The organism is Pseudomonas sp. S3_C06, assembly GCF_054667675.1.
This window is the reverse complement of sequence record NZ_CP162747.1, coordinates 2,690,012-2,710,714: the sequence shown is the minus strand read 5'-3', so window position 1 is coordinate 2,710,714 and position 20,703 is coordinate 2,690,012. Positions and strand designations below refer to the sequence as shown.

The following is a 20,703-nucleotide window of genomic DNA, read 5'->3' as shown; positions in this document are numbered from 1 at the left end:
CCGCGCTATTACTGCGCGGCGATGCTGTACCCATCAAACGCAGTCTGCTGTTGTAGCGCAGTGATGATGTTCTTGCGGTTTACCGCTTGCTCGGTACCCGCGTTGTCGACGAAGACTTCGCTTTCCAGTTCCGCTTCCTCACCTTCACCGACGAAGGTGAAACCGAGGAACTCCAGCGCTGCACGGTCAACGTTCAGGCGCGAGCGTGGCGTGCGCAGTGGCAAGGTCACGCTGATGCCGTCCTTGCTGATGGTGAAGATTTCGACTTCTTTCTTTTTCGCAGCCTTGCTCTTGCCGCCGCTCGGATTGCTGATCGCCTGGTGGGTCTGGTTCAGCACTTTCAGCGCGAGGCCGTAAACGATTTCCTGGAACGCCGGATCGTCCTTGAAGCTGGACAGGATGCGGCCGATCGAGAACTTGCTGCTGAGGTCTTCAAGGGCGGCGAGGTCGGCGGCTTCGGCGTCTTTCAGTGCCTTGAGTTCGCCCATCAGCTCGTAGGCCTTGTCATCATCGAAGCTGTCGTGAGCCTGACGGATCGCCGCGCGCAGCTCGCGGATCTGGTCGCTTTCGCGGGTCGACTGGAACGCGTCCAGGACCATCTCGCTGATGATTTTGGCTTGTGGCAGGTGTTGTGAAAGATTGATGGAGTTTTCGTATTCCGCTTTGGACGATTCGGTGACTACGGATTCAGCGGTGTTGAAATCGGACATTGAAATTTCACTACTTTTTAACTTGAGTGGAGATGAGAAAGCCGCGGGCTTTTTCAGGCCGACTAATTTAGGGGAGCGCGGCGGCGTTGTCACGGAGCAACGGTCTGCCGGTCGAGTTTTTCCCGCAGTGCGTTATTTCAGGCGCGGCCGTTCCATGGCAATCACCGAGGTCTGAAAACCCAGGCTGGCAAAAAATGCCTCTGCGCCCTCGCGCCCGGCACGCAGCACCCACGTGATATCCGGGTTGTCGCCCATGATGTGCTCGACCAGTGCGCGGCCAATCCCCTCACGTCGATGCTGGTCATCGACCACCACCATCGACAGGTAACCGTTGGACAAACCGTCGCTGATCCCGCGAGCGAAGCCGATGATGCGCTCACCCTGGATGGCGACGGCGGTGCGCTGAGAGTTGTCGATCAACTGGGCGAAGTGTTCAGCTGAGCCGGTGCGATGGGCCCAGCCATGCTGCCCGAGAAACTGCCTCACCGATTGCGTTTCGGCGGGCAGTAAATCGCGTACGTTGAATGTGTTGTTCATCTGCTGTTCGGGTCCTTGTCAGCGATTCTTCATGGGTGGCCGGTGCAGGTAACGTCAGGATTTCCCCCACCGCTGCATCACAAACTCTACGAAACGACGCAGTTTCGGCAAGCGATAGCGATCCGGCGCATACAGCAGATGCATCGGTCGGCTGGGTGGCTGGAAATCGGCGATCACTTTCACCAGTCGGCCTTCACGCAGGTCTTGTTCCACCAGCGCATCCGGCAGCATCACGATGCCCATGCCGGTGCGGGCAGCCTGATGCAGCCCGGCGGAGCTGTTGATCAGCATAGGCCCGCTGACGTCGACCATGATTTCCCCGTCGGGGCCGCTGAGGCGCCAACGCTTTTCCACCGATTGCCAGTCGTCACCGGCGGGATAGGCAAACGACAGGCAATCGTGATGCTGCAAGTCTTCCGGCGTTTTCGGCATGCCGCGCCGCGCGACGTATTGCGGCGAGGCGCACGCGGTCAGGGTGTAGTCGATCAAGGGCCGGGCGATCAGGTTGGACTGATCGAAATTGCCCAGCCGAAACGCCACATCCAGGCCGCTTTCCAGTAGATCGGGACGGCTGTTGGTCAGCACCACATCGAGTTTGACCTGCGGGTACAGCAGGGAAAACTCACTGAGCGCCGGGGCCAGCCGTTCGACGCCGAACGTCAGCGGCGCGGTGAGGCGCAGCATGCCCCTGGGTTGATCGAGGGTCTGCTCGGCGAGGCGTTCGGAATCGGCGACCAATCCCAACACTTCCAGACAACGCTGATAGTAAACGCTGCCGAATTCGGTGAGCCGTTGACGTCGAGTGGTGCGTTGCAGCAGTTGCACGCCCAGCCGTTTTTCCAGCGCGCGCAGGTGATTGCCAACCATGGTCGTCGACATATCACACTGCAGCGCGGCCGCTGTCATGCTCCCGGTTTCGACGACTTTGACGTACACGCTCATCGACTGGAACAGGTCCATTATCAAGCTCAGCTTTTAAATGAATGAAGTTTTGCCGAGTTTATCCAGTTTCGGTGGCTAACCATACTGCCAGCACACCGACCTGCACTGGAGTTTGAAGTCATGACCGCCGCCCTGATGAACACCTACCAACCACTGGCCCTGAGTTTCACCAAGGGCCTGGGCACTCGCCTGTGGGATCAGGCCGGTCGCGAGTATCTGGATGCGGTGGCCGGTGTCGCGGTGACCAATGTCGGCCACTCGCACCCGCGGATCGTTTCGGCGATCAGCGAGCAGGCGGGATTGCTGCTGCACACGTCGAATCTGTACAGCATCGACTGGCAGCAGCAACTGGCGAAACGGCTGACCGAGCTGTCGGGTATGGATCGGGCGTTCTTCAATAATTCGGGGGCCGAAGCCAATGAAACGGCGCTGAAACTTGCGCGTTTGTACGGCTGGCGCAAAGGCATCGAACAACCGCTGGTGGTGGTCATGGCCAACGCGTTCCACGGACGCACACTCGGCACCTTGTCGGCCAGCGATGGCCCGGCAGTGCGCCTGGGTTTCAATGAGTTGCCGGGGGATTTCATCAAAGTGCCATTTGGTGATCTCGCAGCGCTGGAGCAGCTGCAGCAAAAGCACGGCGAGCGCATCGTCGCGATTCTGGTCGAGCCAATCCAGGGCGAAAGCGGTGTGCAGCTCGCGCCGCCGGGTTACCTGAAAGCCATGCGGGAGCTGTGTAATCGCCATGCATGGCTACTGATGCTCGATGAAATCCAGACCGGCATCGGCCGTACCGGGCGCTGGTTCGCCTTTCAACATGAAGGCATCGTCCCGGACGTCATGACACTGGCAAAAGGACTGGGCAATGGCGTGCCGATCGGCGCTTGCCTGGCCCGGGGCAGGGCGGCGGATCTGTTCACCCCCGGCAGCCATGGCAGCACCTTTGGCGGCAATCCACTGGCGTGTCGGGTCGGTTGTACGGTGCTGGATATCATCGAAGAGCAGGGCCTGCTGGAAAACGCCCGGATTCAGGGTGAACGGCTCTTAACTCGTTTGAGCGCAGAGCTGGCGGACAATCCCAATGTGCTGGCGATTCGTGGTCAGGGCTTGATGATTGGTATCGAGCTGAAACAACCGGTGCGTGATCTGACCCTGATCGCCGCGCGGGATCATGGGCTGTTGATCAACGTCACGCGGGGCAAGACGATACGGCTGCTGCCACCGCTGACGATTGATGAGCGGGAGGTGGAGATGATTGTCAGAGGTGTGGGGCGAGCACTGATAGCGCATTGACGGCTTGTAAGTAGCACTGTGGGAGCGAGCCTGCTCGCGAAGGCGGACTATCGGTCGACATCTCTGCTGGATGATCGATCGCTTTCGCGAGCAGGCTCGCTCCCACATGTTCGGTGTAGACCTTAGTCCGGATAATCCGCCAGATCCGGCGCCAGCATCCGTGTCTTCGCCTTGCCATTCGAATTGTGCTGAATGATCTCGCGCGGCTGCCCCTGTTCATTGAAAAACACCTGACCGATCCCCGCCGAATTCCATAAGCGTTCACCTGCCTCAGCATGTTCCGGCGTATACGGCACGATGCGCATGCGTCGGCGTTTGGTGAACCAGTTCAGCGGTGAGCGTGGCGAATAGAGCCAGCGGTTGAGGCGGTCGAACCATTCCAGCAGGCTTTTCGGAAACTCGTTCTTGATCCCGCTGCTGGTGATCTGCCAGATCCGCGGACCGGCCTTGCGGTGGCGGATAAGCACTTCGTAGACGAAGGAATAATGCACATCGCCGGACAGCACCACGTAGTTACCGGGTGTGCGCGAGTGGCGGAAAATATTCAGGATCACCTGCGCGGCACCGCGATGGGCCATCCAGTTTTCCGCGTCGACCAGCAGCGGATAACCGCACCAACTGAACACCTTTTGCACCGTTTCAATCAGCTTCACGCCGAAGATCGGCGCCGGGGAAACGATGATCGCTGACGGATGATCAAGCAGCTCCTGTTGCAGTTCGCTCAGCGCCTCCCAATCGAGCAGGCCCGACGGTTGCTTGAGCGCCATCTCACTGCGCCAGCGCCGTGTGCGCGTGTCGATGACCACCAGCGCGGGGCTGGTTGGCAGGACGAAATGCCATTGCTGAAAGCGCAGCAGGTCATCGATCAAATCGTCCTGCACTGGGCTGTCGAGATACTGATCATCACCGCTGGCGCTAAGGCTCAGGGTTTTCCCCAGCACCTCCTTGAACGCATCGGGATTATTACCCCAGCCCTGACACAACATATAGGCGATCAGCGCATTGCCGATGATGCGTTTGGAGAACGGATGGCCGTAGGCCGTTTCCTCCCATTGCGCAGACAGGTTCCAGTCGTCGGTGATGTCGTGATCGTCGAAAATCATCAGGCTCGGCAGATGCGCCAGCGCGCGGGCGACGTTGCCCAATCCAGCCTTGAAGGCATCGATGCGAGTCTGTTCGAGGGTGTAGCGCTTGAGGCGTTCGGGCGTCAGTAAGGGCGCTTGCGGATTGATCAGCGACCAGGCCGTCGATGACCACACCAGCAGATACATCGCCATGACTTCGGCGAACGTCACCAAGTGATTGTCAGCGCTGCTGCTGGTGAAAATCGGCTTACGCGCACCGCCGAAAAATCGCTCGCGCAATGTCTCGTTGCTCTCCAGTGCCGGTAACAAATCCGCACGGTGGTAGTAACTGGCCGGGTGTTCGTAAAGTTTGGCGCTGTCGCTGACCACGGCACCATCGAGGTGTTCGTCGAACAGGCCGAGACGTTCGATCAAGGCATGAATCGCCCGCAACATCGGCCCGGCCACGTCGTCGGCGTAGACCTGATCGCCGCTCATCATCAACAGCGCCGGGCGTTGTTGCGGATCGGTTTCCGTCGCCAGCAATTGGTCGACGCAAAGCAAACCATCCGTCGCCGGGTGATGCGGTTTGCGGCAAGAGCCATGCAGCAGTTGATCGATCCGCGAGCGCAGGACGAAGTTCAGACTGGTTGCATCGCCGTACAGCAGATGCGCCGCCCAGTCGGCGATGCCCTCTGCATTGTCGATCAGCAGGTCATAGTCGATCCGCGTATCGCACGGCAGGGCGCTGTCGAGAGCAACATCGATGAGATGAACAAACGCCTGACGACCTACGGGAATGACCGTGCATTTCTCAGCGTCGAGAGGAATGTCTCCTACACCCTGCAGGCGCAATGTCAGCGCCAGTGGCCGCGTGCCGACCAGCCACATGACCACGCGCGTTGGCTCCAGCCGTCGCAGCAGCGGGCCGGCCAGGACAGGAGGCAGCGGGATCAGGTTAGCGGGTGTCGAAGACATCGAGGGCAAAGCTCAAGGCGCACAGGCCGGCGATCATAGCGCAGCCGGCGCCTTGAACCCTTAAATAAGCCTTAAGAGTCGGCTTTTTGCAGTTTCAGCGCCAACAAACGCCATTGCGCAGGTAGCGCGTCCACTCGCGGCTGCTCTTGCACGGAGCAATCGAAACGGTAGGTGACATCGTCGCCGTTCATGTTGCGCGCGGTGACGGTGTTGTTGAAGGTGTAGACCTGATCCTTGAAGCGGTGGCTGACCAGCGCTTTGCTGTCAGCAAACCGCGCCGAGGCGGGAAAGCGCAACGTGCTGGTCACAAACGGGCTGCACATGACATACGCAATCATCGACTTGTCGGCCTGAGCGTCGCCACGCAATTTCTTATTCAGCGCTGCCAGGGCCATGCGACCGTCATAGTCGCTTTGATCCAGCACGGTCTGTAGCCCGATTGATTTCGGCGCCCGGCCGGCGTAGTTCGGCAACAGTGCGGAGTCGGCGGGAGAGGGCTTGTCGTCCGGCTCGATGGCAGCAAAAACCGGCGCATCCTTCAGATCGGCTGCGGGTGTGACTGCCTCGGCTTCAGGCAATAGAGAGGTCGGCTCGGTGACTTGCGTGTTATCAGCCTGCGCCGGTTCGTAGTCATGCGACGAAGGAAACAACGACAACGTAATCGACAGCACCACCATCGCCACAATGAAGCCGCCCGCTGCGCCAACGATGTTGCCGTAGAAAATATTCCAGCTGCCACGGTTCTGCACCACCCAGCGCCACATGAACCCCCAAACCGCAACAATCGCCAGAAAACGCAGAAACTCCATTTGATCCTTTCCTTAAACCTTCCAAACCTGAAATCAACGCACGCCCAAGGTGAACGCTGACGATGGGCGGCAAGATAACAAAACAGGCGTGTAATGCCAGTGGCGATAGCGGCGCTCAGTGAAAATTGAGCGCAAAAAACGCCAGCGTCGTCACACCAGCAGCCAGCGCACAGATACCGGCGAAAAGTTGCCGAGCCAACGGATGTTCTGGCCGAGGACGTCTGACCAGCCACATCCAGACACCCGCCAGCACGCCGAACGTGGTGATTATTTGCAACACGCTACTGGCCAGGTTCTCCGGCGAAGGAGACACGTGCGCCGGGAGCAAGCCTGAACAGACCACCGAAAAAATCATCGCTACGATAAAGCCGCTGGCAGCACCCGCCAGGTTGGCGAGGATCAGGTTCCAGGCACCACGGGTCTGCACGACCCAAGCCCAAATGGCTGCCCAGACGAAAAAGTACAACACGGCCATCAAGGTGTTTCTCCCTCTGAAAATCGATTCCATCGAGGCGCTGGCGACCTCGTTACTGGCAGTGGACGGCAAGATAGCAAAATAGTAGCGTCGCGCCATCGCTCTATCTCAGTAACGGACTACCTATGCTCGTCAGTACCCACTCTCTGCGCCTGCTCTGCGCGATTACGCTCGCCTTTGCAATGACCCCGGCAGTCGCCGCCTGGCAAGAACACCCGGAAAACAGCTGGAAGTACTACGCCGGCAACTGCCAGCGCGTGCAGGAAAAAATGGCCGACGTGCAGAGCGGCCGCACCACCGCCTACGACGTGATGTTCGCGCTGGAAAGCAACCTGCGAACCATGAATGAACACCGCTCGAACCTGACGCCCAATCACCTCGGTTCCCGGGAATTTGCACAATGCGAAAACGTAGCGGGCCAGGTTGAGGCGATGATCGCCCAAGGCAAAGCCGAGTTCGCCGCAAAAATGCAAGGTGCTGCGGAGCAAGGTCGCATCGCCCACCAGAACTCCCCCGAATACCAACGCGCCCGCGCCCTCGGCTACAGCGACGTCGGTGATATATCTTTCCTGAAACTGCACGAAGACACCGACGGCGAAGCACGCCTGAAAACCATGTTGATCACCGTCGACGAAATCTGCGGCCAATACTTCCGCGCCACGCAATATGTGAAGCCGTATGTGATCTACACCGTCAGACCTTCGGATGGTGGATGTGGCGAAGTGAAACGCGTGGCGGTCGTTGGCGGCCGATCAGTGGAGAAGAGCGATTACATTGATGAGAGGGGCGAGTTTCAGTATCTGGGTTGGAAAAAGCTTGTTGGCGCGGATGGGTTTCCGACCGATATCCGCGTGCTGAAAGCCCGTCGTTGACGCAAAGAAATACCGGGATGTTTTCTTGAAGATGATGATAGACAGATGATCGACTTCAACAACAAAGGCTTCTTCAAACTCAAGCAGAACGATGAATACGCCGAACGCGTAAGCGCGCTGTTGCTGGACGGTGAGGAAGTGATCGACTCTTACAAGGCCATGCGTGATGGCGTGGTGTTTACCAACAAACGCATCATCGCGGTCAACGTTCAGGGCATTACCGGCAGCAAGAAGGATTTCACTTCCTTGCCGTACAAGAACATCGTCGCCTACTCCGTGGAAACCTCGGGCACGTTCGATCTGGATTCGGAGCTGGAGATTTACTTCTCGTCACTGGAGAAAGTGAAGTTCGAATTCACCGGGAAGACGTCGATGGTGGAGATATCCAAGTACATTTCCAAGCATCTGCTGTAACGGCTCGGCCCATTACAAGATGTCTTTCAAATAACCCTTGAGCGCGAGGAGCGGCTGATCCAGTTGCTCCAGCGAACGCGCCTCGCTGAACTCCGCGGACAACTTGTGCAACTCACGTCCCAGCGGTTTCTCGACACCGCCCAAGGCGTCCATCGCCAGCCCCAGGCATTCGTTCATCTTGAACTGAATAGTCTCGACATCCCCGCGCCGCACCAATAGTTCGAAAATGTCTTTCTGGTAATCACCCATGACCATATCGTCCCGCAGGATCGGGCTAAGGCCTTCTTCCTCGTAAGCGAGCTTGAGGGAGAAAAGGGCGACTGTTTCCAGTGACGTTTCCATGGGGTGCCTTTAGCGACGTCCGTCAGTGTGAGAGTTGATGACTGGAGGCAGCCACCGTTAGGTGCAAGATGCGCTGGGCTGCCTTTAGAGTGGCGGGATTATACGGAGCGGGATCAACAAGTGCAGCCCAAAGGCTAGATCGGTCACGCTGAAGCATCAATAACCTTGATGGGCTTGAGCGGCATTTCCATCGGAGGTCGGCGAGTATTATGGTGAGTCTTCACACACTCGACGTTAACTGTTGAACACGAATGGAGTGACGACGATGGAATACGACGACAAACTGATGGAAGACGCCGTGCTTGCCCTGTTGGCGGCACTTAGCTCCGACGACGGCAATGCCTGGAAAGGGTTCGACTTCGAGATCATGAACCGATTGCATGAGCAGGGTTTCATCAGTAACCCTGTGAACAGGAACAAGTCGGTCTGGTTGACGGAGGAGGGGCTGGAGCGGGGGCGGCTGATAGCGGAGCGGATGTTTGGAAGAGGTGAGCAAGCAAAGCCTTCGTCCGGTTCCGACGCCTGATATCCGTGATATGCGAGGGTGCGTTTCAGGAAGTCGTAGCTTTGTGATATTGACCGCAGCTTTCGCACTGGAGTGCCGCCAGCGTTTCGCGAGCACTTTCCTGCGGGCGAAAAAAAGGCCGTGCAAAGCAAGACGTTTTTTAAATTTGGTGCCCGAGGGAGACTCGACTGCACCATATAATCTGTGGTCTTCAGAGCGTTTATCGGTAAAGGGATACAATGGGGGATATAACGCTAGCCCCGCTGGCTATCCTATGGTGCATCAGATAGCTCTTGAAGGTAATGCTGAGCTATCAACAACAATGAATTATTCAACTTTTCCCGATCCACCGAGAAGTGTGCATCTCTATGGCAATTTGGGCAAAGAGCAACGCAATTAAAAACTCGATCACTAACCTCAACACCAAAAATGTGGTGTACATCGAGAAAGCCAGCATAAGGACGACTCGCTCCGCATCCTGGGCGTTCGCAGCGTCCATTGCAACGCTTGATCACAGCTTTTCGGACATTCGGATCTCTAGCTACCCTAGACACCGTCGCTTGAAAACGTGACGCTTCATCACGGCCTAAGAGCGATAAATCAAGTCCCGGCAGATCGCTGACTGTGTCGTCAATGCCTCCAATGAGATCTTTGAAATGCGGTCGTTTGGCGAGATCCTCCACCCCCTCCCACTTCCACAGGACATCGGCGACTTTGTGCGCCTCCTCAAATCGGCTATCCATCAGCCACATCGTGGGACTGCCTCCATTGACAGCATGATTTTTCTTGAGACGCCTTAACCTCCCTGCCGCTATGAGTTCAGCGCTGACCTTTTTCTGCTCATTGATAATCCCTGTCATGGCGGACACGGGAATCAACGCTGCAAATACAATATTACTGCCAAAGCGTTGCACCAGAAGTGCGTGAGTAATACCTCGCGGGGCTTCGCGATCAACGATTTCGGCAATGGTTTTATCCCAGTCTCCATGGCTTAAACGGGCGCGTAGCTGCGCTGCAGAATATTTTTCTTGATGGTCCTCCCAGCGCCAGCACAATCGAACTCGTGCATTAAAGAATCTGCCCTCAGGGCTTCTAGCAGAAAGCAACTGTGAGTGTCCTATACGAACGTCAGTAACGTCAGTGAATCCTCTGCTTTCCAAGAAAGGCTTGAGCATCCCCCGCGTGTTCTTCTCTGCTTGAATACTTTCAGGGGTACGAAAGGCGCGTTTCTGGGATGATGATTCCATTCATGAAATACCAGGTAGAAGTTGATGACTAGGCCGGAGGCGATGCGTTTCCTGCAGATAGGGTAGTGCAGCAAAAGGCTTATGAGACCTGAGGCAACCTACGCTGTTCGTACGTAAATCTTACGAAACTCTTTTGTGAAGCATATTTAGAGCATCGGTTAACAAGTCTTTCACTTCGCGTAGTGAGGTGACCATGTTTCGTGCGGTGTCTCTGTCAAAGTCATCGGTCTGCATGTATTCAACTAATTCTTTTAATTTTTGGTCGACAACTTCATTCAGTTGCATCGCTTTATGAAGAATGGTTCTCTTACGTCTTAACTGAATTCTTGATTCTCTGTTAAGGTGTAGAAGTTCGAGCATGTATTTCGCGACTGCTCCTGTTGTTAAAAGCTTTCCTGATTGTTCTACTTTGAAGTGATTGGATAATGGTTCTAGGAATGGGTCAATAAAGCCAATAGTGCCGTCGTGGGATGCATGCACATGGAAGTACATGTTTGTTGGCCAGTTTTTTGATTTCCATATGTTGCATTTAGAACAGGCTAAAACTAAATTATTTGGGTCGCTCTTTAATTCTGCAAAGTGCACGTATGGCCTGAAGTGGTCGATGTGAAAACCTTCATTCCCGTGCTCTGAAAGCAGTGCGTCACAATAAACACAGCGTTCTTGGCAGTCTTCTTTTATTTCCGTGAAGTAATGGTGGTAATCTGCGTAATAGCTGCCGTCAGTTTTTTTTGAGTAATTAGGTCGACGAGTGAGTATGGGGTAGAACATTTTATTTTTTACCCGAAAGGAGTTTTTCTATGTTGTTTAATGTGTCTTCCTGTTCGTCTAGTTTTCTTTTGAGCTCCATAGTCATAGTCGATTCTTCAATGGCTGCGGGAGCTTCTCGCCAGAATTTCAACTCGTTTAGCTCTTTTGCTTCTTCTATTGAAATTTCAGATAAAACATACTTTCTTAATAAAAGTACAAAACGCTGTTCGCGCTCATCTACAATTTGTTCGTAAGCATTGATGTGGCGGACCATGCGTTTGATGGCACTTTCCAGTGCTGCGCCTCCATCAGCAAAATCATCCTTGCTTAATATGTACTCAACACTTTCTAAGTTGTCATCTATTTCGTCTGGATGATTGCTGAGAATGTATATGGGGATTTTGCTGTCAAGCTGTCTATATGCATCTGCTAATTGGCTTCCTATATAGTCAGCAGTTCCCGCGACCTCAAGGTGCTCATCGACAACGATGGACGCAACTCGAGGGCGCATGCTGCAGATAAATTTGAGCATTAAAGGAAGCGTGGGCTGAGGTAGTGCGCAAATGATCTCTAGTTCTGGAGGTAAGTTTTTTCTTAGTGCTCGGCCATAAGAATCTAGAGCGTTTTGCTCCTCATCAATATAGAGCACAACATTCTTTTCCATGAAGTCAGGCCTTGTTGTTTGCGGTCAATGGTATGTTGATTGTAAATTCTGCTCCGCCAAGTCTTCCTTTTGGTGTTGCGGAAATATTCCCACCTGTATGGTTGTCTACAAAACTTTTGACAATGGAAAGCCCCATGCCTGTGCCCTCAACCGAGCCTTTCCTGTCAAGTCGAGTGCTATACATCGGTTGGAAGATTTGCTCTTCTGTTCCTGACTCTAACCCAAAGCCGCTATCAGCAAAACTAATAGTTATGTGATCATTTTTTTCTTGAATGTTGATGGATATAAAACGTTCGCCTACTGCGGTTTTTTTGAGTGCCCATATAGAGTTAGATATGAGGTTAACAAAAATGCTCTCTAGGTCTATTTCAAAGGCCACAATTTTTCTTTTGGTTTCGCACGTAACGCTTGTCTCAATGTTTTGCCTTTCTAATGATGCGCTTAAGGCTTTAAATACTCCTGATGCCACGTCGCCAATATCAACAGCTTTGCGCTTTCTTTTGTCTGGTTTGATGTTTCCCAAGGCAAAAGATGCAAAGTTTCTTACAAAGCCTGTGCTTGAAATTATCGTTTTTAGGCAGTTTGAGAACTCCTCGTCATAAGGAGGTGTTAGCATGAAGATGCCTCTTTCGAAACTATCCTTTAGGTTTTTTGCGTTAACTAATGAAAGGTTCGTAAATTCTTTTGCTTCATGTCCGAAACAGACAGTAAGAATTCCCAGCGATGCTAGGTTAGCTAACGTATCCTTCTCATGCTCTAACTCCTCAGCCTTTTTCTCTAAATGGATTTCCAGCTCGCTTGATCGGGCTGCGGCCTCTGCCAATCTGGACTCCACCTCGGCAATTCTAACCATTAGAGTTTCAGGCTCATTAATACTGATATTTTTCTGCTCGCAAGTATCAACGTTTTTTTGTACATTTTTTGAGATTGACTCTTTAAGTTCCTCAACTACTTTTGTGGTGTCGGCGATAGCTTTTTTAGCGAGCAGTTTTTTTTCTTCTGTATCAGACCCATCATCTTCTTCTCGGGCTATTTGATGAGCATACAATTCAAATCGATCAATGATTTTTACGCAGAAAGCACGCATGTCATAAAATGCTTCTGACTCAACGATACCCTCACGATTTGTTTGATCTTCCAAGAGAGGATTGGTCTGTCTACCTATAAATACTGCACCAATAACTTGATGCGGCCCGACTTTCCAACCACCTTGCTTGACCCCGCCAGGACTACGTGCGCGACGGATGCCAAGATCTAGCCAATCACCTTTACCTGTGGGCTCGCCATAAGGGCGTACTCTGAATCTATCTCTATAGATACGTATCCCTTGGTTCGCATTCATGAACTCCCGCCAATTACGCTTACTAAAGTCCACGTTCTTTAGGCCAGGTGCATCCCATGGAATAAAGTACATTTTTAGCTTTAGAGGGCCAGAGCTTGGTACCGGTGGGCGATCCTTAATCCAGTTTTTCCACTCTTCTGAATCGATTTTGAACTCACGGCCATCAGAGTATTTAAAAATGGCATTAATAATCTCGCCATCAAGCTCTGCATCAACTACCCAGCGTGCATATTCAACCGCAGACGAGCTTGAGACATTTCCATCTATTTCAGGAAAATCCGACTTGATTGAAATTGAGAAGTCATTAGCGTCGTCGAATGGAGAGATTAAAAGTGATAGCTCTTTTTTTAAGTCAGTTAAAAGGCTCAAGTTCCAATCGTCTTTTAATCCCTGCAGTATAATTCGCGTGCCAGAATTTTTTTCATTGTCCGGAAACTTTCCATGTTCGTCCTGGATTTGACTGATGTGTTTGTACAGCTTGTGCTTTATCTGTGAAAGAGGCTTTTCTGCATTTTCATACGCCTCCCATTGTATTTGAAGCTCCAGTGCGATTTGGTCACTTTCTCGCTTGGTCTGCAGAACTAACGTTCTGCAGAGTCTATCTGCGCCAAGTCGACCAAGCCCTTTGGCACCGGTGTAAATTCTGTCTTTTCCCGAGATATCCTGATGCGTCTTATGACTTGTTCCAATAATTAGCCAATTTTCTTTAACGTCCTCGTAAGACATGCCTTCCCCATCATCTTCAATTATTAGAGATGGAAGGCCTTCTTTAGATTTAGTGAATGTAAGCCGTACGTTTTTAGAATCGGCATCATAGGAGTTTTTAATGAGTTCGGAAATAGCAACCATAGAGCTCGATATGCTTTGCCGTCCTAGCTGAATAGGTAAGCGAGCAGCGATCTCAAAAGGCAGCTCATCGAGCAATTCTTTCATTCAGACCTCCATGGTATTTCTGATATTGCCGATACGGTTAAGTGACGGCATCGAATTCTATTGTTCAGAAACTCATTGACATGGTTTTCTTTGAGTAGTTCTGAAAGTTCGCGGCATTTATCTAAACTTCCATTCCTTGGAGTTAATACGATTAGGTGGTTTTCGACTGCGACTAATCTTTTTCCTAGCACTAGAGTCGGTACGGCTCGATGTCTGTCTCTAGGTCCAGATGTTCTTCGAATAGCAACGAAGGGTGGTTGGAAAACTCTCCCTAAAAATTTCCGGCTTTCTGGAATCTTACTTATTTCTCCCCACCGTGGAAGAGTTTTTGGATGTATGTATGCATACAGTTTTCCTTCATGAGGGTCTCTGTACGGTACGACTGCTCCAACTGCAACTTCAAAGAAATCTCGAATTTTAGAAGAACCATCGATACCTAATGTTTCGGCAGTCTGCCATTCAACTTTGTTAGAGCCTCTTCGTTCAACCAGTCCATTGAGGATAAAAATATCAATATCGGTTTGTTTGTCGAATCTGCCTTCGACTGACACGTTGGAAATGGTGAGTGCGGGCTCGACAGCGTTACGCCATGCTTCAAACCTACTTCCGCTTCTAAGAACATCGGGTAGAATAGCTGAAATCGAACACCCGTCCTTTAGAGCAAGTGACAGCTCGTAGTAGTAAATTGCTGCGTTGTTTATTTTTCCGTTGGCCCAGCTATATCTTGCTGCTGTCTTCGAGTTATTGTAAGGAGGATTTAGTGCAAGGTGCGAGGCCTTAGCGATAATGGCTATGTTGTCTAGGCAGTCGCCAGTGTGAATGTTGGTTAGTAGATCTAAAAGTTCAGATAGACTTTTATCTGCTTTCGCTCCTCTCACTAAACTTTCTAGTACTAGTCTCAGCTTGGTGCAGTAAACAAACTCTGGGAATAAGTCAATTCCGCATAGCTGTTTGCCCCACTTTTTTAAAGTTTGGCTGGCTAAAGGCATTACAGAAAGTTTTCTTGAAGCGGCAACCAGAAGACTTCCTGATCCACATGTGGGGTCTACGACGAGAGCGCGATCATCTATAGGTGCGTTAAAAGAGTTTATCGCTTTCTCCGCCAAAGCGTCGCTGGTAAAAAAAACTCCGGATTCGCGTAGGGTTGTTATGTCTATCAGTTCTCTTACTTTGGCCGCTGTGACGTTACTGTGATTGGAAAACTCGGAATTAGAGTCTCTTTTCCATAGATGGAAGACTTGCTCAAGTTTTGTATTGTATTCCGCAAAGCCTTCCATTTGTTCCCCATCATGAATCTGCTGTGTTTCTATAATTAATTAGTTTTGAAAATTAAATGATTAAAAGCTGTAAGGTTTATAGGGTTTGTTATTTTACAAACTATCCCTTCAGGTCGCCTTCTAGATGAGAAAGCATTCGAATGTCACTCAGCAGTCCTGATGGGATCACGATCCTTAGCACAAATATACAGCAGTGCTTGAGTGACGCACGAGCAGGATCTGAGCATTCAGTCGGAGAATTCGGGTCAGACAGGCGTCCGAAACGATTGATAAATCTTCACTGAGCCTCGAGTGAACAGTTTTTCACTGTTCGATCCTCCTTACCGTTAGGTCTCTGCGCCGTGCAAAAAAAGACGGACATCTCTGTGGTTTTTTCAGCTAGAGGAAAGCTGCGAGTCTGATAACCCGTGTAGGGGCCCCTTAGGGAGGACCCGTAAATCTGCCGCTCCGACTCCTTCGCCTGGGAGGAGTCAGACACAGTAGATCGGTGGATCTCGAGCGATCTGTCGTGTCCGTTCGCGCTGAAGGTTCACGCCGTGAAAAGGTGCGAGGGGAGCGCCAAATCCATAGGTAGCGAAACGCGGTGTTCCATGTGTTCCAGAAACGCTAGACACCAAGTAGATAAAGTCTTTCAGCGGTGGAACACCAAATGCGATAAACCGGAGCACCAGTTACGCGGAACACCTTTGGTGTTCCATGAGTGATGTTCCGGTTTAGGGGGAGGAGCGTCACGACTGATAGTCGCGACGCGGGCAATCAAGCGGCGATCAGTTGCTCAATGGGAATTGCACCTGCCTTCGCAGTGACCGTATCTTCATTGATGGCCATCGGTCCGAACGGTACATGCAGTGGTACGTAGAAGTCAGTCAGAGAGCTCGAACGCCCCATCGCCTTTTCCGTCGCGTGCAGGTGTGCTGCGATGGCGGCGAAGTCCTGAGTCGCCTTGTCTAGGCGATCGGCCCACATGAACCGTGCTGCACGTAGCTGCTGGTGTCGCAGATCTTTCAAGGTCTGGACTCTCTGCAATGGCTGCTTCGAGCTTTTCCACTTCATCTTTCAAAGCTTGCGCAATCGTTGCCACTCCACGTTTGCCACGAGCCGCCGTTGCCAGTACTTCTGAGGCCAGACGCAGCATCTTCGCCGCACGCTGCTCACTTGTCTCGTGCGGGGTCGAAAAAAGGCAGTGACCGTGTTTTACCGATCATTACCAGTCAAGGAAGGCCAGCGGAGTTTGTGATAGGTTTTACTGCATGCGAGAAATTTTGACAGGAGGTCATCATGGCTAAGCCGGCTGCACGTAAAAGCGACCCATCTAGCTGTCCGCTACCAGGGCACGGTACTAATCCCATCGCCACAGGTTCATCTGACGTGTTCTTTGACGGCTTGGCTGCCGCCCGCCAAGGCGATACCTGCACCTGCGGTAGCGCGCTGTCCTCTGGCTTGTCTTCTACCGTGTTCATCAATGGCAAGAACGCCGCCACCATCGATACAGGGGGCACTCATGGCAGTGTCGTCATTGGTGGGTCGGGGACAGTTATCATTGGTGACACGCACACGCCCTATACCTTTGTTCCGCCGGAACCTCTAATCGGACACGCCAGATGGATCGGCTTCAAGATCCCTGCTGAGGAAAGCTATGAGGGCTTGTCGTGCACTGCGCACTTTGAGGACGGCTCATCGCTCCCCGGCATATTTGATAAAGACAACGCCGTCAAATTTACTAACCCCTCGGGTAAAACGTGCGTGATGCTCAAGTTCGAAGATGAATCGGCTGCAGATAGCCCCTCTCTCACTGACAGCCTTTTGCGCAAAATTCTGGGATAAGGAACATCCTGTGACCGAGCCATACATTGTTACTGGAAGCTACGTTGTTCAACGTGAGCACGCCTTGAAGGATTCTCCCCTTGATCGCGCATTAGAGCTAATGGAGGGCGCTGCACTGAGGTTTTCCTTGGACGCAATCTCGGATGAGAAAGTCCGGGCTAGCTATCTGAAAAATATCAAGCGTATGTCTCAGCAAACCTTGGACGACGTGAAGGCCGGGAGAATTACGGCGCAAGAAGGCGTGCAGTTCAGTCATGAGATGAGAAACAAGATCATGATGGAACATCGCAAATTTACGTCTGCACAAGGTCTGGCGATTGTTCAAAAGAAGAAAGCCGATGGCAGGACTTTGCAGTCTCTCTTTGATCGCTACTCGGAGCGACTCTTCAAAAAACCTTATAACAGTCTTACTACGGCAGAGCAGTCAAAGGTTCACTACACCATTTTGGAAGCGGCCGGTCGGGATGACGTTAAGTTCACGAAAGGCACCAAAAAAATGTTGATCATGGGGAAGCTTGGAGTCCTCGTGACTGCCGCCATCGCGACTTATCAAATCCTCAATGCCGAAAACAAACCGAAAGAAACGGCACGGCAAGGCATCATCGTTGGCAGTGGTGCCGTGGGCGGCATTCTTGCGGGGCTGGGAGTTAGCGCGCTCTGTGGTCCAGGGGCTCCCATTTGTGCAATAGCGGTGGTTTTGGTTGGATCGGTCGCCGGTGGTGTCGCGGGTGGAGCTGTCGCTGACTCATTGGATGAGGAACTGGAGGAGTTTTCGCATTGGGACATTTTCTGAGTGAGCCGGAGCTGAAAGACGTCAGGACCGCACTTTCTGATCCATTCAATGATTTCCCTGTGGATTACGATTACATAGCCAGTCAGGTAAAGCATATCGATCCAGAGGTACTGTACGAGATCCTCTATTCAGAAGTCGCGCCGGTGTGTTTCACCAATATCGCTGCGGCAGTGCCCTCTGTCTGGACGGGGTTCGACCCCGAGTCGCTCAATAGCATGATTAACCAACGGCTGGCGGAGAGGGAGCACAGTTGGTTTCGCAGGCAATTTGATAAAGCGCTGGTCCTCTGGCTGAAATACAACTACGGCTATATCTGGAAGGAAATTGCCCGCAGGTTGTGAATGTTCGCGTACCAGAACTTTAAACAAATCCAAAGCGCTGAGGGGGATGCCGGGCTCACTGGCACTGCCAGCTCATGGGCTCACATCCTCTGCTCTGAAGCGCGGGACCAGCTTCACGTTTACTTTTCTATACGCGAAAAAAAAGGCCTTGCTAAGCAAGACCTTTCTTAATTTTGGTGCCCCGAGGGAGACTCGAACTCCCACTCCTTTCGAAAACGGATTTTGAATCCGCCGCGTCTACCAATTCCGCCATCAGGGCTCAATGGCGGCGAAGTATAGAGATGAGATTACCGTCGGTCAATCAGGTACATAGAGAATTTTCGATATTTCCGCTAGACTTTCCGGCCCTGCTAGACGAACCCCATCATGCGCGTTGCTGACTTTACTTTCGAGCTCCCTGATTCGCTGATCGCCCGCCACCCTTTGGCCGAGCGTCGCGGTAGTCGCCTGCTGACCCTTGACGGGCCGAGCGGCGCCCTCGCACACCGTCAATTCACTGATTTGCTTGAGCATTTGCGCCCGGGCGATTTGATGGTGTTCAACAATACCCGGGTGATTCCGGCGCGGCTGTTCGGGCAGAAAGCGTCCGGTGGCAAGCTGGAAATCCTCGTTGAGCGGGTGCTCGATACGCACCGCGTGCTGGCCCATGTGCGTTCCAGCAAGTCGCCGAAGCCGGGTTCGAAGATCCTGATCGACGGTGGTGGCGAAGCCGAAATGCTTGCGCGTCACGATGCGTTGTTCGAACTAGGCTTCGCTGAAGAAGTGTTGCCCCTGCTCGATCGCGTCGGGCACATGCCGTTGCCTCCTTATATAGACCGCCCGGACGAAGGCTCGGATCGCGAGCGTTATCAGACCGTGTACGCCGAGAAACTCGGAGCGGTGGCGGCGCCGACGGCGGGGCTGCATTTCGATCAGTCGCTGATGGAAGCAATTGCGGCCAAGGGCGTCGAGACCACTTTCGTTACGCTGCACGTGGGCGCGGGGACGTTCCAGCCGGTGCGCGTCGAGAAGCTTGAAGATCACCACATGCACACCGAGTGGCTGGAAGTCGGCCAGGACGTGGTCGATGCGGTCGCGGCGTGCCGTGCGCGCGGTGGTCGGGTGATTGCGGTCGGTACCACTAGCGTGCGTTCGCTGGAAAGTGCCGCGCGCGATGGCGTGCTCAAGCCGTTCAGTGGCGACACCGATATCTTTATCTTCCCGGGCCGGCCGTTCCATGTGGTCGACGCCCTGGTGACCAATTTCCATTTGCCGGAATCGACGCTGTTGATGCTGGTTTCGGCTTTTGCCGGTTATCCCGAGACCATGGCGGCCTACAAGGCTGCCGTCGACAACGGTTACCGCTTTTTCAGCTACGGTGATGCGATGTTCATCACCCGTAATCCCGCACCTACTGCCCCTAAAGAAACCGGCCCAGAGGAAACAGAATGAGTCGCGAATGTCGCATGTCCTTTGAACTTCTGGCCACCGATGGCAAGGCCCGGCGTGGTCGCCTGACCTTCCCGCGTGGCACCGTCGAGACCCCGGCGTTCATGCCGGTGGGCACTTACGGCACGGTCAAGGGCATGTTGCCGCGTGACATCGTTGCCACCGGCGCAGAAATCATTCTGGGCAACACCTTCCACCTGTGGCTGCGCCCTGGCACCCAAGTGATCAAGGAACACGGCGACCTGCACGATTTCATGCAGTGGAAAGGCCCGATCCTCACTGACTCCGGTGGCTTCCAGGTGTTCAGCCTCGGCGCGATGCGCAAGATCAAGGAGGAGGGCGTGACCTTCGCTTCCCCGGTCGACGGCGCCAAAGTGTTCATGGGTCCGGAAGAGTCGATGCAGGTGCAGCGCGATCTCGGCTCCGACATCGTGATGATTTTCGACGAATGCACGCCGTACCCGGCTGACGAAGACGTCGCGCGCATATCGATGGAATTGTCGCTGCGCTGGGCTCAGCGCTCGAAAAATGCTCACGGTGAAAACACTGCGGCGCTGTTCGGTATCGTTCAGGGCGGCATGCACCAGGATCTGCGCATGCGCTCGCTCGAAGGCCTCGACAAGATCGGCTTTGATGGCCTGGCCATTGGCGGTCTGTCGGTGGGCGAGCCGAAGCACGAAATGATCAAAGTGCTGGATTATCTGCCGGGTATGATGCCGGCTGACAAACCTCGTTACCTTATGGGCGTTGGCAAACCGGAAGATCTGGTTGAGGGTGTGCGCCGCGGTGTGGACATGTTCGATTGCGTGATGCCAACCCGTAATGCCCGCAATGGGCATCTGTTCATTGATACCGGCGTGCTGAAGATCCGTAACGCGTTCCATCGCCATGATGAATCGCCGCTGGATCCGACCTGCGATTGCTATACCTGCCAGAACTTCTCCCGCGCTTATCTGCATCACCTGGACAAGTGCGGCGAAATGCTGGGAAGCATGCTCAATACCATCCATAACTTGCGCCATTATCAGGTGCTGATGGCTGGTTTGCGCGAGGCTATTCAACAGGGTACATTGGCCGCCTTTGTCGATGCCTTCTACGCCAAACGCGGGCTCCCCGTTCCGCCTTTGGACTGAGTTTTCTGACCCCAAGATTCAACATTTGCA

General features: G+C 53.2%; 22 protein-coding genes and 1 tRNA gene. 9 read left to right on the top strand and 14 right to left on the bottom strand.

The window, feature by feature from the left end; translation table 11 throughout:
- Positions 1–8: 8 nt before the first annotated feature.
- The 3 genes from AB4N44_RS11820 to AB4N44_RS11810 form a co-directional block, all read right to left on the bottom strand.
- Positions 9–710 (bottom strand): hypothetical protein, encoded by a 702-nt coding sequence (locus AB4N44_RS11820; RefSeq protein ID WP_007949995.1) that lies wholly within the window; start codon positions 708–710, stop codon positions 9–11.
- A gap of 132 nt (positions 711–842) precedes the next feature.
- Positions 843–1,247, bottom strand: a complete 405-nt coding sequence (locus tag AB4N44_RS11815; protein ID WP_460108839.1) for a GNAT family N-acetyltransferase — start codon at positions 1,245–1,247, stop codon at positions 843–845.
- Positions 1,248–1,301: 54 nt separating this feature from the next.
- Positions 1,302–2,207 carry a LysR family transcriptional regulator gene (locus tag AB4N44_RS11810; RefSeq protein ID WP_127929684.1) on the bottom strand — a complete coding sequence of 302 codons (906 nt, stop codon included), beginning with the start codon at positions 2,205–2,207 and terminating at the stop codon, positions 1,302–1,304.
- Positions 2,208–2,309: 102 nt separating this feature from the next.
- On the opposite strand from AB4N44_RS11810, the gene AB4N44_RS11805 reads away from it, so the two are divergent.
- Positions 2,310–3,482 (top strand): acetylornithine/succinylornithine family transaminase, encoded by a 1,173-nt coding sequence (locus tag AB4N44_RS11805; protein WP_460108841.1) that lies wholly within the window; start codon positions 2,310–2,312, stop codon positions 3,480–3,482.
- Between the two features lie 122 nt (positions 3,483–3,604).
- On the opposite strand, the gene AB4N44_RS11800 is transcribed toward AB4N44_RS11805, so the two are convergent.
- The 3 genes from AB4N44_RS11800 to AB4N44_RS11790 all read right to left on the bottom strand — a co-directional run bounded on the left by AB4N44_RS11800 (position 3,605) and on the right by AB4N44_RS11790 (position 6,907).
- A complete protein-coding gene (locus AB4N44_RS11800; protein ID WP_460108842.1) occupies positions 3,605–5,524 on the bottom strand; it encodes an alkaline phosphatase D family protein in 1,920 nt (639 codons plus the stop codon).
- 71 nt (positions 5,525–5,595) lie between these two features.
- The gene (locus tag AB4N44_RS11795) at positions 5,596–6,333 is read right to left on the bottom strand and encodes a hypothetical protein (RefSeq protein ID WP_150750456.1); all 738 of its coding nucleotides are present in this window, start codon (positions 6,331–6,333) and stop codon (positions 5,596–5,598) included.
- Between the two features lie 115 nt (positions 6,334–6,448).
- A complete protein-coding gene (locus AB4N44_RS11790; RefSeq protein ID WP_238786299.1) occupies positions 6,449–6,907 on the bottom strand; it encodes a hypothetical protein in 459 nt (152 codons plus the stop codon).
- A 26-nt stretch (positions 6,908–6,933) separates the two neighbouring features.
- Here AB4N44_RS11790 and AB4N44_RS11785 point away from each other — a divergent pair, with 26 nt between their 5' ends.
- A complete protein-coding gene (locus AB4N44_RS11785) occupies positions 6,934–7,680 on the top strand; it encodes a hypothetical protein (RefSeq protein WP_160041732.1) in 747 nt (248 codons plus the stop codon).
- A gap of 45 nt (positions 7,681–7,725) precedes the next feature.
- Positions 7,726–8,094 (top strand): PH domain-containing protein, encoded by a 369-nt coding sequence (locus AB4N44_RS11780; protein WP_160041730.1) that lies wholly within the window; start codon positions 7,726–7,728, stop codon positions 8,092–8,094.
- 12 nt (positions 8,095–8,106) lie between these two features.
- Here AB4N44_RS11780 and AB4N44_RS11775 read toward each other — a convergent pair whose 3' ends face one another.
- Positions 8,107–8,436, bottom strand: coding sequence for a hypothetical protein (locus AB4N44_RS11775; RefSeq protein WP_077574451.1), 330 nt, complete (start codon positions 8,434–8,436; stop codon positions 8,107–8,109).
- 265 nt (positions 8,437–8,701) lie between these two features.
- Here AB4N44_RS11775 and AB4N44_RS11770 point away from each other — a divergent pair, with 265 nt between their 5' ends.
- Positions 8,702–8,962 (top strand): DUF6429 family protein, encoded by a 261-nt coding sequence (locus AB4N44_RS11770; RefSeq protein WP_460108844.1) that lies wholly within the window; start codon positions 8,702–8,704, stop codon positions 8,960–8,962.
- Between the two features lie 251 nt (positions 8,963–9,213).
- Here AB4N44_RS11770 and AB4N44_RS11765 read toward each other — a convergent pair whose 3' ends face one another.
- The 6 genes from AB4N44_RS11765 to AB4N44_RS11740 form a co-directional block, all read right to left on the bottom strand.
- A complete protein-coding gene (locus tag AB4N44_RS11765; RefSeq protein ID WP_460108845.1) occupies positions 9,214–10,188 on the bottom strand; it encodes an HNH endonuclease in 975 nt (324 codons plus the stop codon).
- 120 nt (positions 10,189–10,308) lie between these two features.
- Positions 10,309–10,959: an HNH endonuclease gene (locus AB4N44_RS11760; RefSeq protein ID WP_460158216.1), complete on the bottom strand. Its 651-nt coding sequence runs from the start codon at positions 10,957–10,959 to the stop codon at positions 10,309–10,311.
- Position 10,960: 1 nt separating this feature from the next.
- The gene (locus AB4N44_RS11755; RefSeq protein WP_460108847.1) at positions 10,961–11,602 is read right to left on the bottom strand and encodes a hypothetical protein; all 642 of its coding nucleotides are present in this window, start codon (positions 11,600–11,602) and stop codon (positions 10,961–10,963) included.
- Between the two features lie 4 nt (positions 11,603–11,606).
- Positions 11,607–13,877 carry a sensor histidine kinase gene (locus tag AB4N44_RS11750; RefSeq protein ID WP_460108849.1) on the bottom strand — a complete coding sequence of 757 codons (2,271 nt, stop codon included), beginning with the start codon at positions 13,875–13,877 and terminating at the stop codon, positions 11,607–11,609.
- Positions 13,874–15,154 carry an N-6 DNA methylase gene (locus tag AB4N44_RS11745; RefSeq protein ID WP_460108851.1) on the bottom strand — a complete coding sequence of 427 codons (1,281 nt, stop codon included), beginning with the start codon at positions 15,152–15,154 and terminating at the stop codon, positions 13,874–13,876. Before AB4N44_RS11745 ends, AB4N44_RS11750 begins: the two co-directional genes overlap by 4 nt.
- Before the next feature lie 756 nt (positions 15,155–15,910).
- A complete protein-coding gene (locus AB4N44_RS11740; protein WP_460108853.1) occupies positions 15,911–16,162 on the bottom strand; it encodes a hypothetical protein in 252 nt (83 codons plus the stop codon).
- 270 nt (positions 16,163–16,432) lie between these two features.
- Here AB4N44_RS11740 and AB4N44_RS11735 point away from each other — a divergent pair, with 270 nt between their 5' ends.
- The 3 genes from AB4N44_RS11735 to AB4N44_RS11725 are packed head-to-tail and all read left to right on the top strand — an operon-like array spanning position 16,433 to position 18,112.
- The gene (locus AB4N44_RS11735; protein WP_460108855.1) at positions 16,433–16,978 is read left to right on the top strand and encodes a PAAR domain-containing protein; all 546 of its coding nucleotides are present in this window, start codon (positions 16,433–16,435) and stop codon (positions 16,976–16,978) included.
- 10 nt (positions 16,979–16,988) lie between these two features.
- On the top strand, positions 16,989–17,771 hold the full coding sequence (locus AB4N44_RS11730; RefSeq protein WP_456024413.1) for a hypothetical protein: 783 nt from the start codon (positions 16,989–16,991) through the stop codon (positions 17,769–17,771).
- A complete protein-coding gene (locus tag AB4N44_RS11725; protein WP_460108857.1) occupies positions 17,756–18,112 on the top strand; it encodes a DUF7079 family protein in 357 nt (118 codons plus the stop codon). The genes AB4N44_RS11730 and AB4N44_RS11725 overlap by 16 nt, the downstream gene beginning before the upstream one ends.
- A 174-nt stretch (positions 18,113–18,286) precedes the next feature.
- Here the strand turns inward: AB4N44_RS11725 and AB4N44_RS11720 are convergent.
- Positions 18,287–18,371: transfer RNA gene (locus AB4N44_RS11720), tRNA-Leu, on the bottom strand.
- 107 nt (positions 18,372–18,478) lie between these two features.
- Here AB4N44_RS11720 and queA point away from each other — a divergent pair.
- Together queA and tgt are read left to right on the top strand one after the other, a co-directional pair.
- Entirely contained in the window at positions 18,479–19,543 is a 1,065-nt protein-coding gene (queA, locus tag AB4N44_RS11715) for a tRNA preQ1(34) S-adenosylmethionine ribosyltransferase-isomerase QueA (RefSeq protein WP_007916915.1), read from the top strand.
- 14 nt (positions 19,544–19,557) lie between these two features.
- Entirely contained in the window at positions 19,558–20,673 is a 1,116-nt protein-coding gene (gene tgt / locus AB4N44_RS11710; RefSeq protein ID WP_162130783.1) for a tRNA guanosine(34) transglycosylase Tgt, read from the top strand.
- Positions 20,674–20,703: the final 30 nt, after the last annotated feature.

What these genes read in the sequence shown, in the direction of transcription:
- AB4N44_RS11820 (WP_007949995.1), bottom strand. Translation starts at nt 710, where the DNA reads ATGTCCGATTTCAACACCGCTGAATCCGTAGTCACCGAATCGTCCAAA.
- AB4N44_RS11815 (WP_460108839.1), bottom strand. Translation starts at nt 1,247, where the DNA reads ATGAACAACACATTCAACGTACGCGATTTACTGCCCGCCGAAACGCAA.
- AB4N44_RS11810 (WP_127929684.1), bottom strand. Translation starts at nt 2,207, where the DNA reads ATGGACCTGTTCCAGTCGATGAGCGTGTACGTCAAAGTCGTCGAAACC.
- AB4N44_RS11805 (WP_460108841.1), top strand. Translation starts at nt 2,310, where the DNA reads ATGACCGCCGCCCTGATGAACACCTACCAACCACTGGCCCTGAGTTTC.
- AB4N44_RS11800 (WP_460108842.1), bottom strand. Translation starts at nt 5,524, where the DNA reads ATGTCTTCGACACCCGCTAACCTGATCCCGCTGCCTCCTGTCCTGGCC.
- AB4N44_RS11795 (WP_150750456.1), bottom strand. Translation starts at nt 6,333, where the DNA reads ATGGAGTTTCTGCGTTTTCTGGCGATTGTTGCGGTTTGGGGGTTCATG.
- AB4N44_RS11790 (WP_238786299.1), bottom strand. Translation starts at nt 6,907, where the DNA reads ATGGCGCGACGCTACTATTTTGCTATCTTGCCGTCCACTGCCAGTAAC.
- AB4N44_RS11785 (WP_160041732.1), top strand. Translation starts at nt 6,934, where the DNA reads ATGCTCGTCAGTACCCACTCTCTGCGCCTGCTCTGCGCGATTACGCTC.
- AB4N44_RS11780 (WP_160041730.1), top strand. Translation starts at nt 7,726, where the DNA reads ATGATCGACTTCAACAACAAAGGCTTCTTCAAACTCAAGCAGAACGAT.
- AB4N44_RS11775 (WP_077574451.1), bottom strand. Translation starts at nt 8,436, where the DNA reads ATGGAAACGTCACTGGAAACAGTCGCCCTTTTCTCCCTCAAGCTCGCT.
- AB4N44_RS11770 (WP_460108844.1), top strand. Translation starts at nt 8,702, where the DNA reads ATGGAATACGACGACAAACTGATGGAAGACGCCGTGCTTGCCCTGTTG.
- AB4N44_RS11765 (WP_460108845.1), bottom strand. Translation starts at nt 10,188, where the DNA reads ATGGAATCATCATCCCAGAAACGCGCCTTTCGTACCCCTGAAAGTATT.
- AB4N44_RS11760 (WP_460158216.1), bottom strand. Translation starts at nt 10,959, where the DNA reads ATGTTCTACCCCATACTCACTCGTCGACCTAATTACTCAAAAAAAACT.
- AB4N44_RS11755 (WP_460108847.1), bottom strand. Translation starts at nt 11,602, where the DNA reads ATGGAAAAGAATGTTGTGCTCTATATTGATGAGGAGCAAAACGCTCTA.
- AB4N44_RS11750 (WP_460108849.1), bottom strand. Translation starts at nt 13,877, where the DNA reads ATGAAAGAATTGCTCGATGAGCTGCCTTTTGAGATCGCTGCTCGCTTA.
- AB4N44_RS11745 (WP_460108851.1), bottom strand. Translation starts at nt 15,154, where the DNA reads ATGGAAGGCTTTGCGGAATACAATACAAAACTTGAGCAAGTCTTCCAT.
- AB4N44_RS11735 (WP_460108855.1), top strand. Translation starts at nt 16,433, where the DNA reads ATGGCTAAGCCGGCTGCACGTAAAAGCGACCCATCTAGCTGTCCGCTA.
- queA (WP_007916915.1), top strand. Translation starts at nt 18,479, where the DNA reads ATGCGCGTTGCTGACTTTACTTTCGAGCTCCCTGATTCGCTGATCGCC.
- tgt (WP_162130783.1), top strand. Translation starts at nt 19,558, where the DNA reads ATGTCCTTTGAACTTCTGGCCACCGATGGCAAGGCCCGGCGTGGTCGC.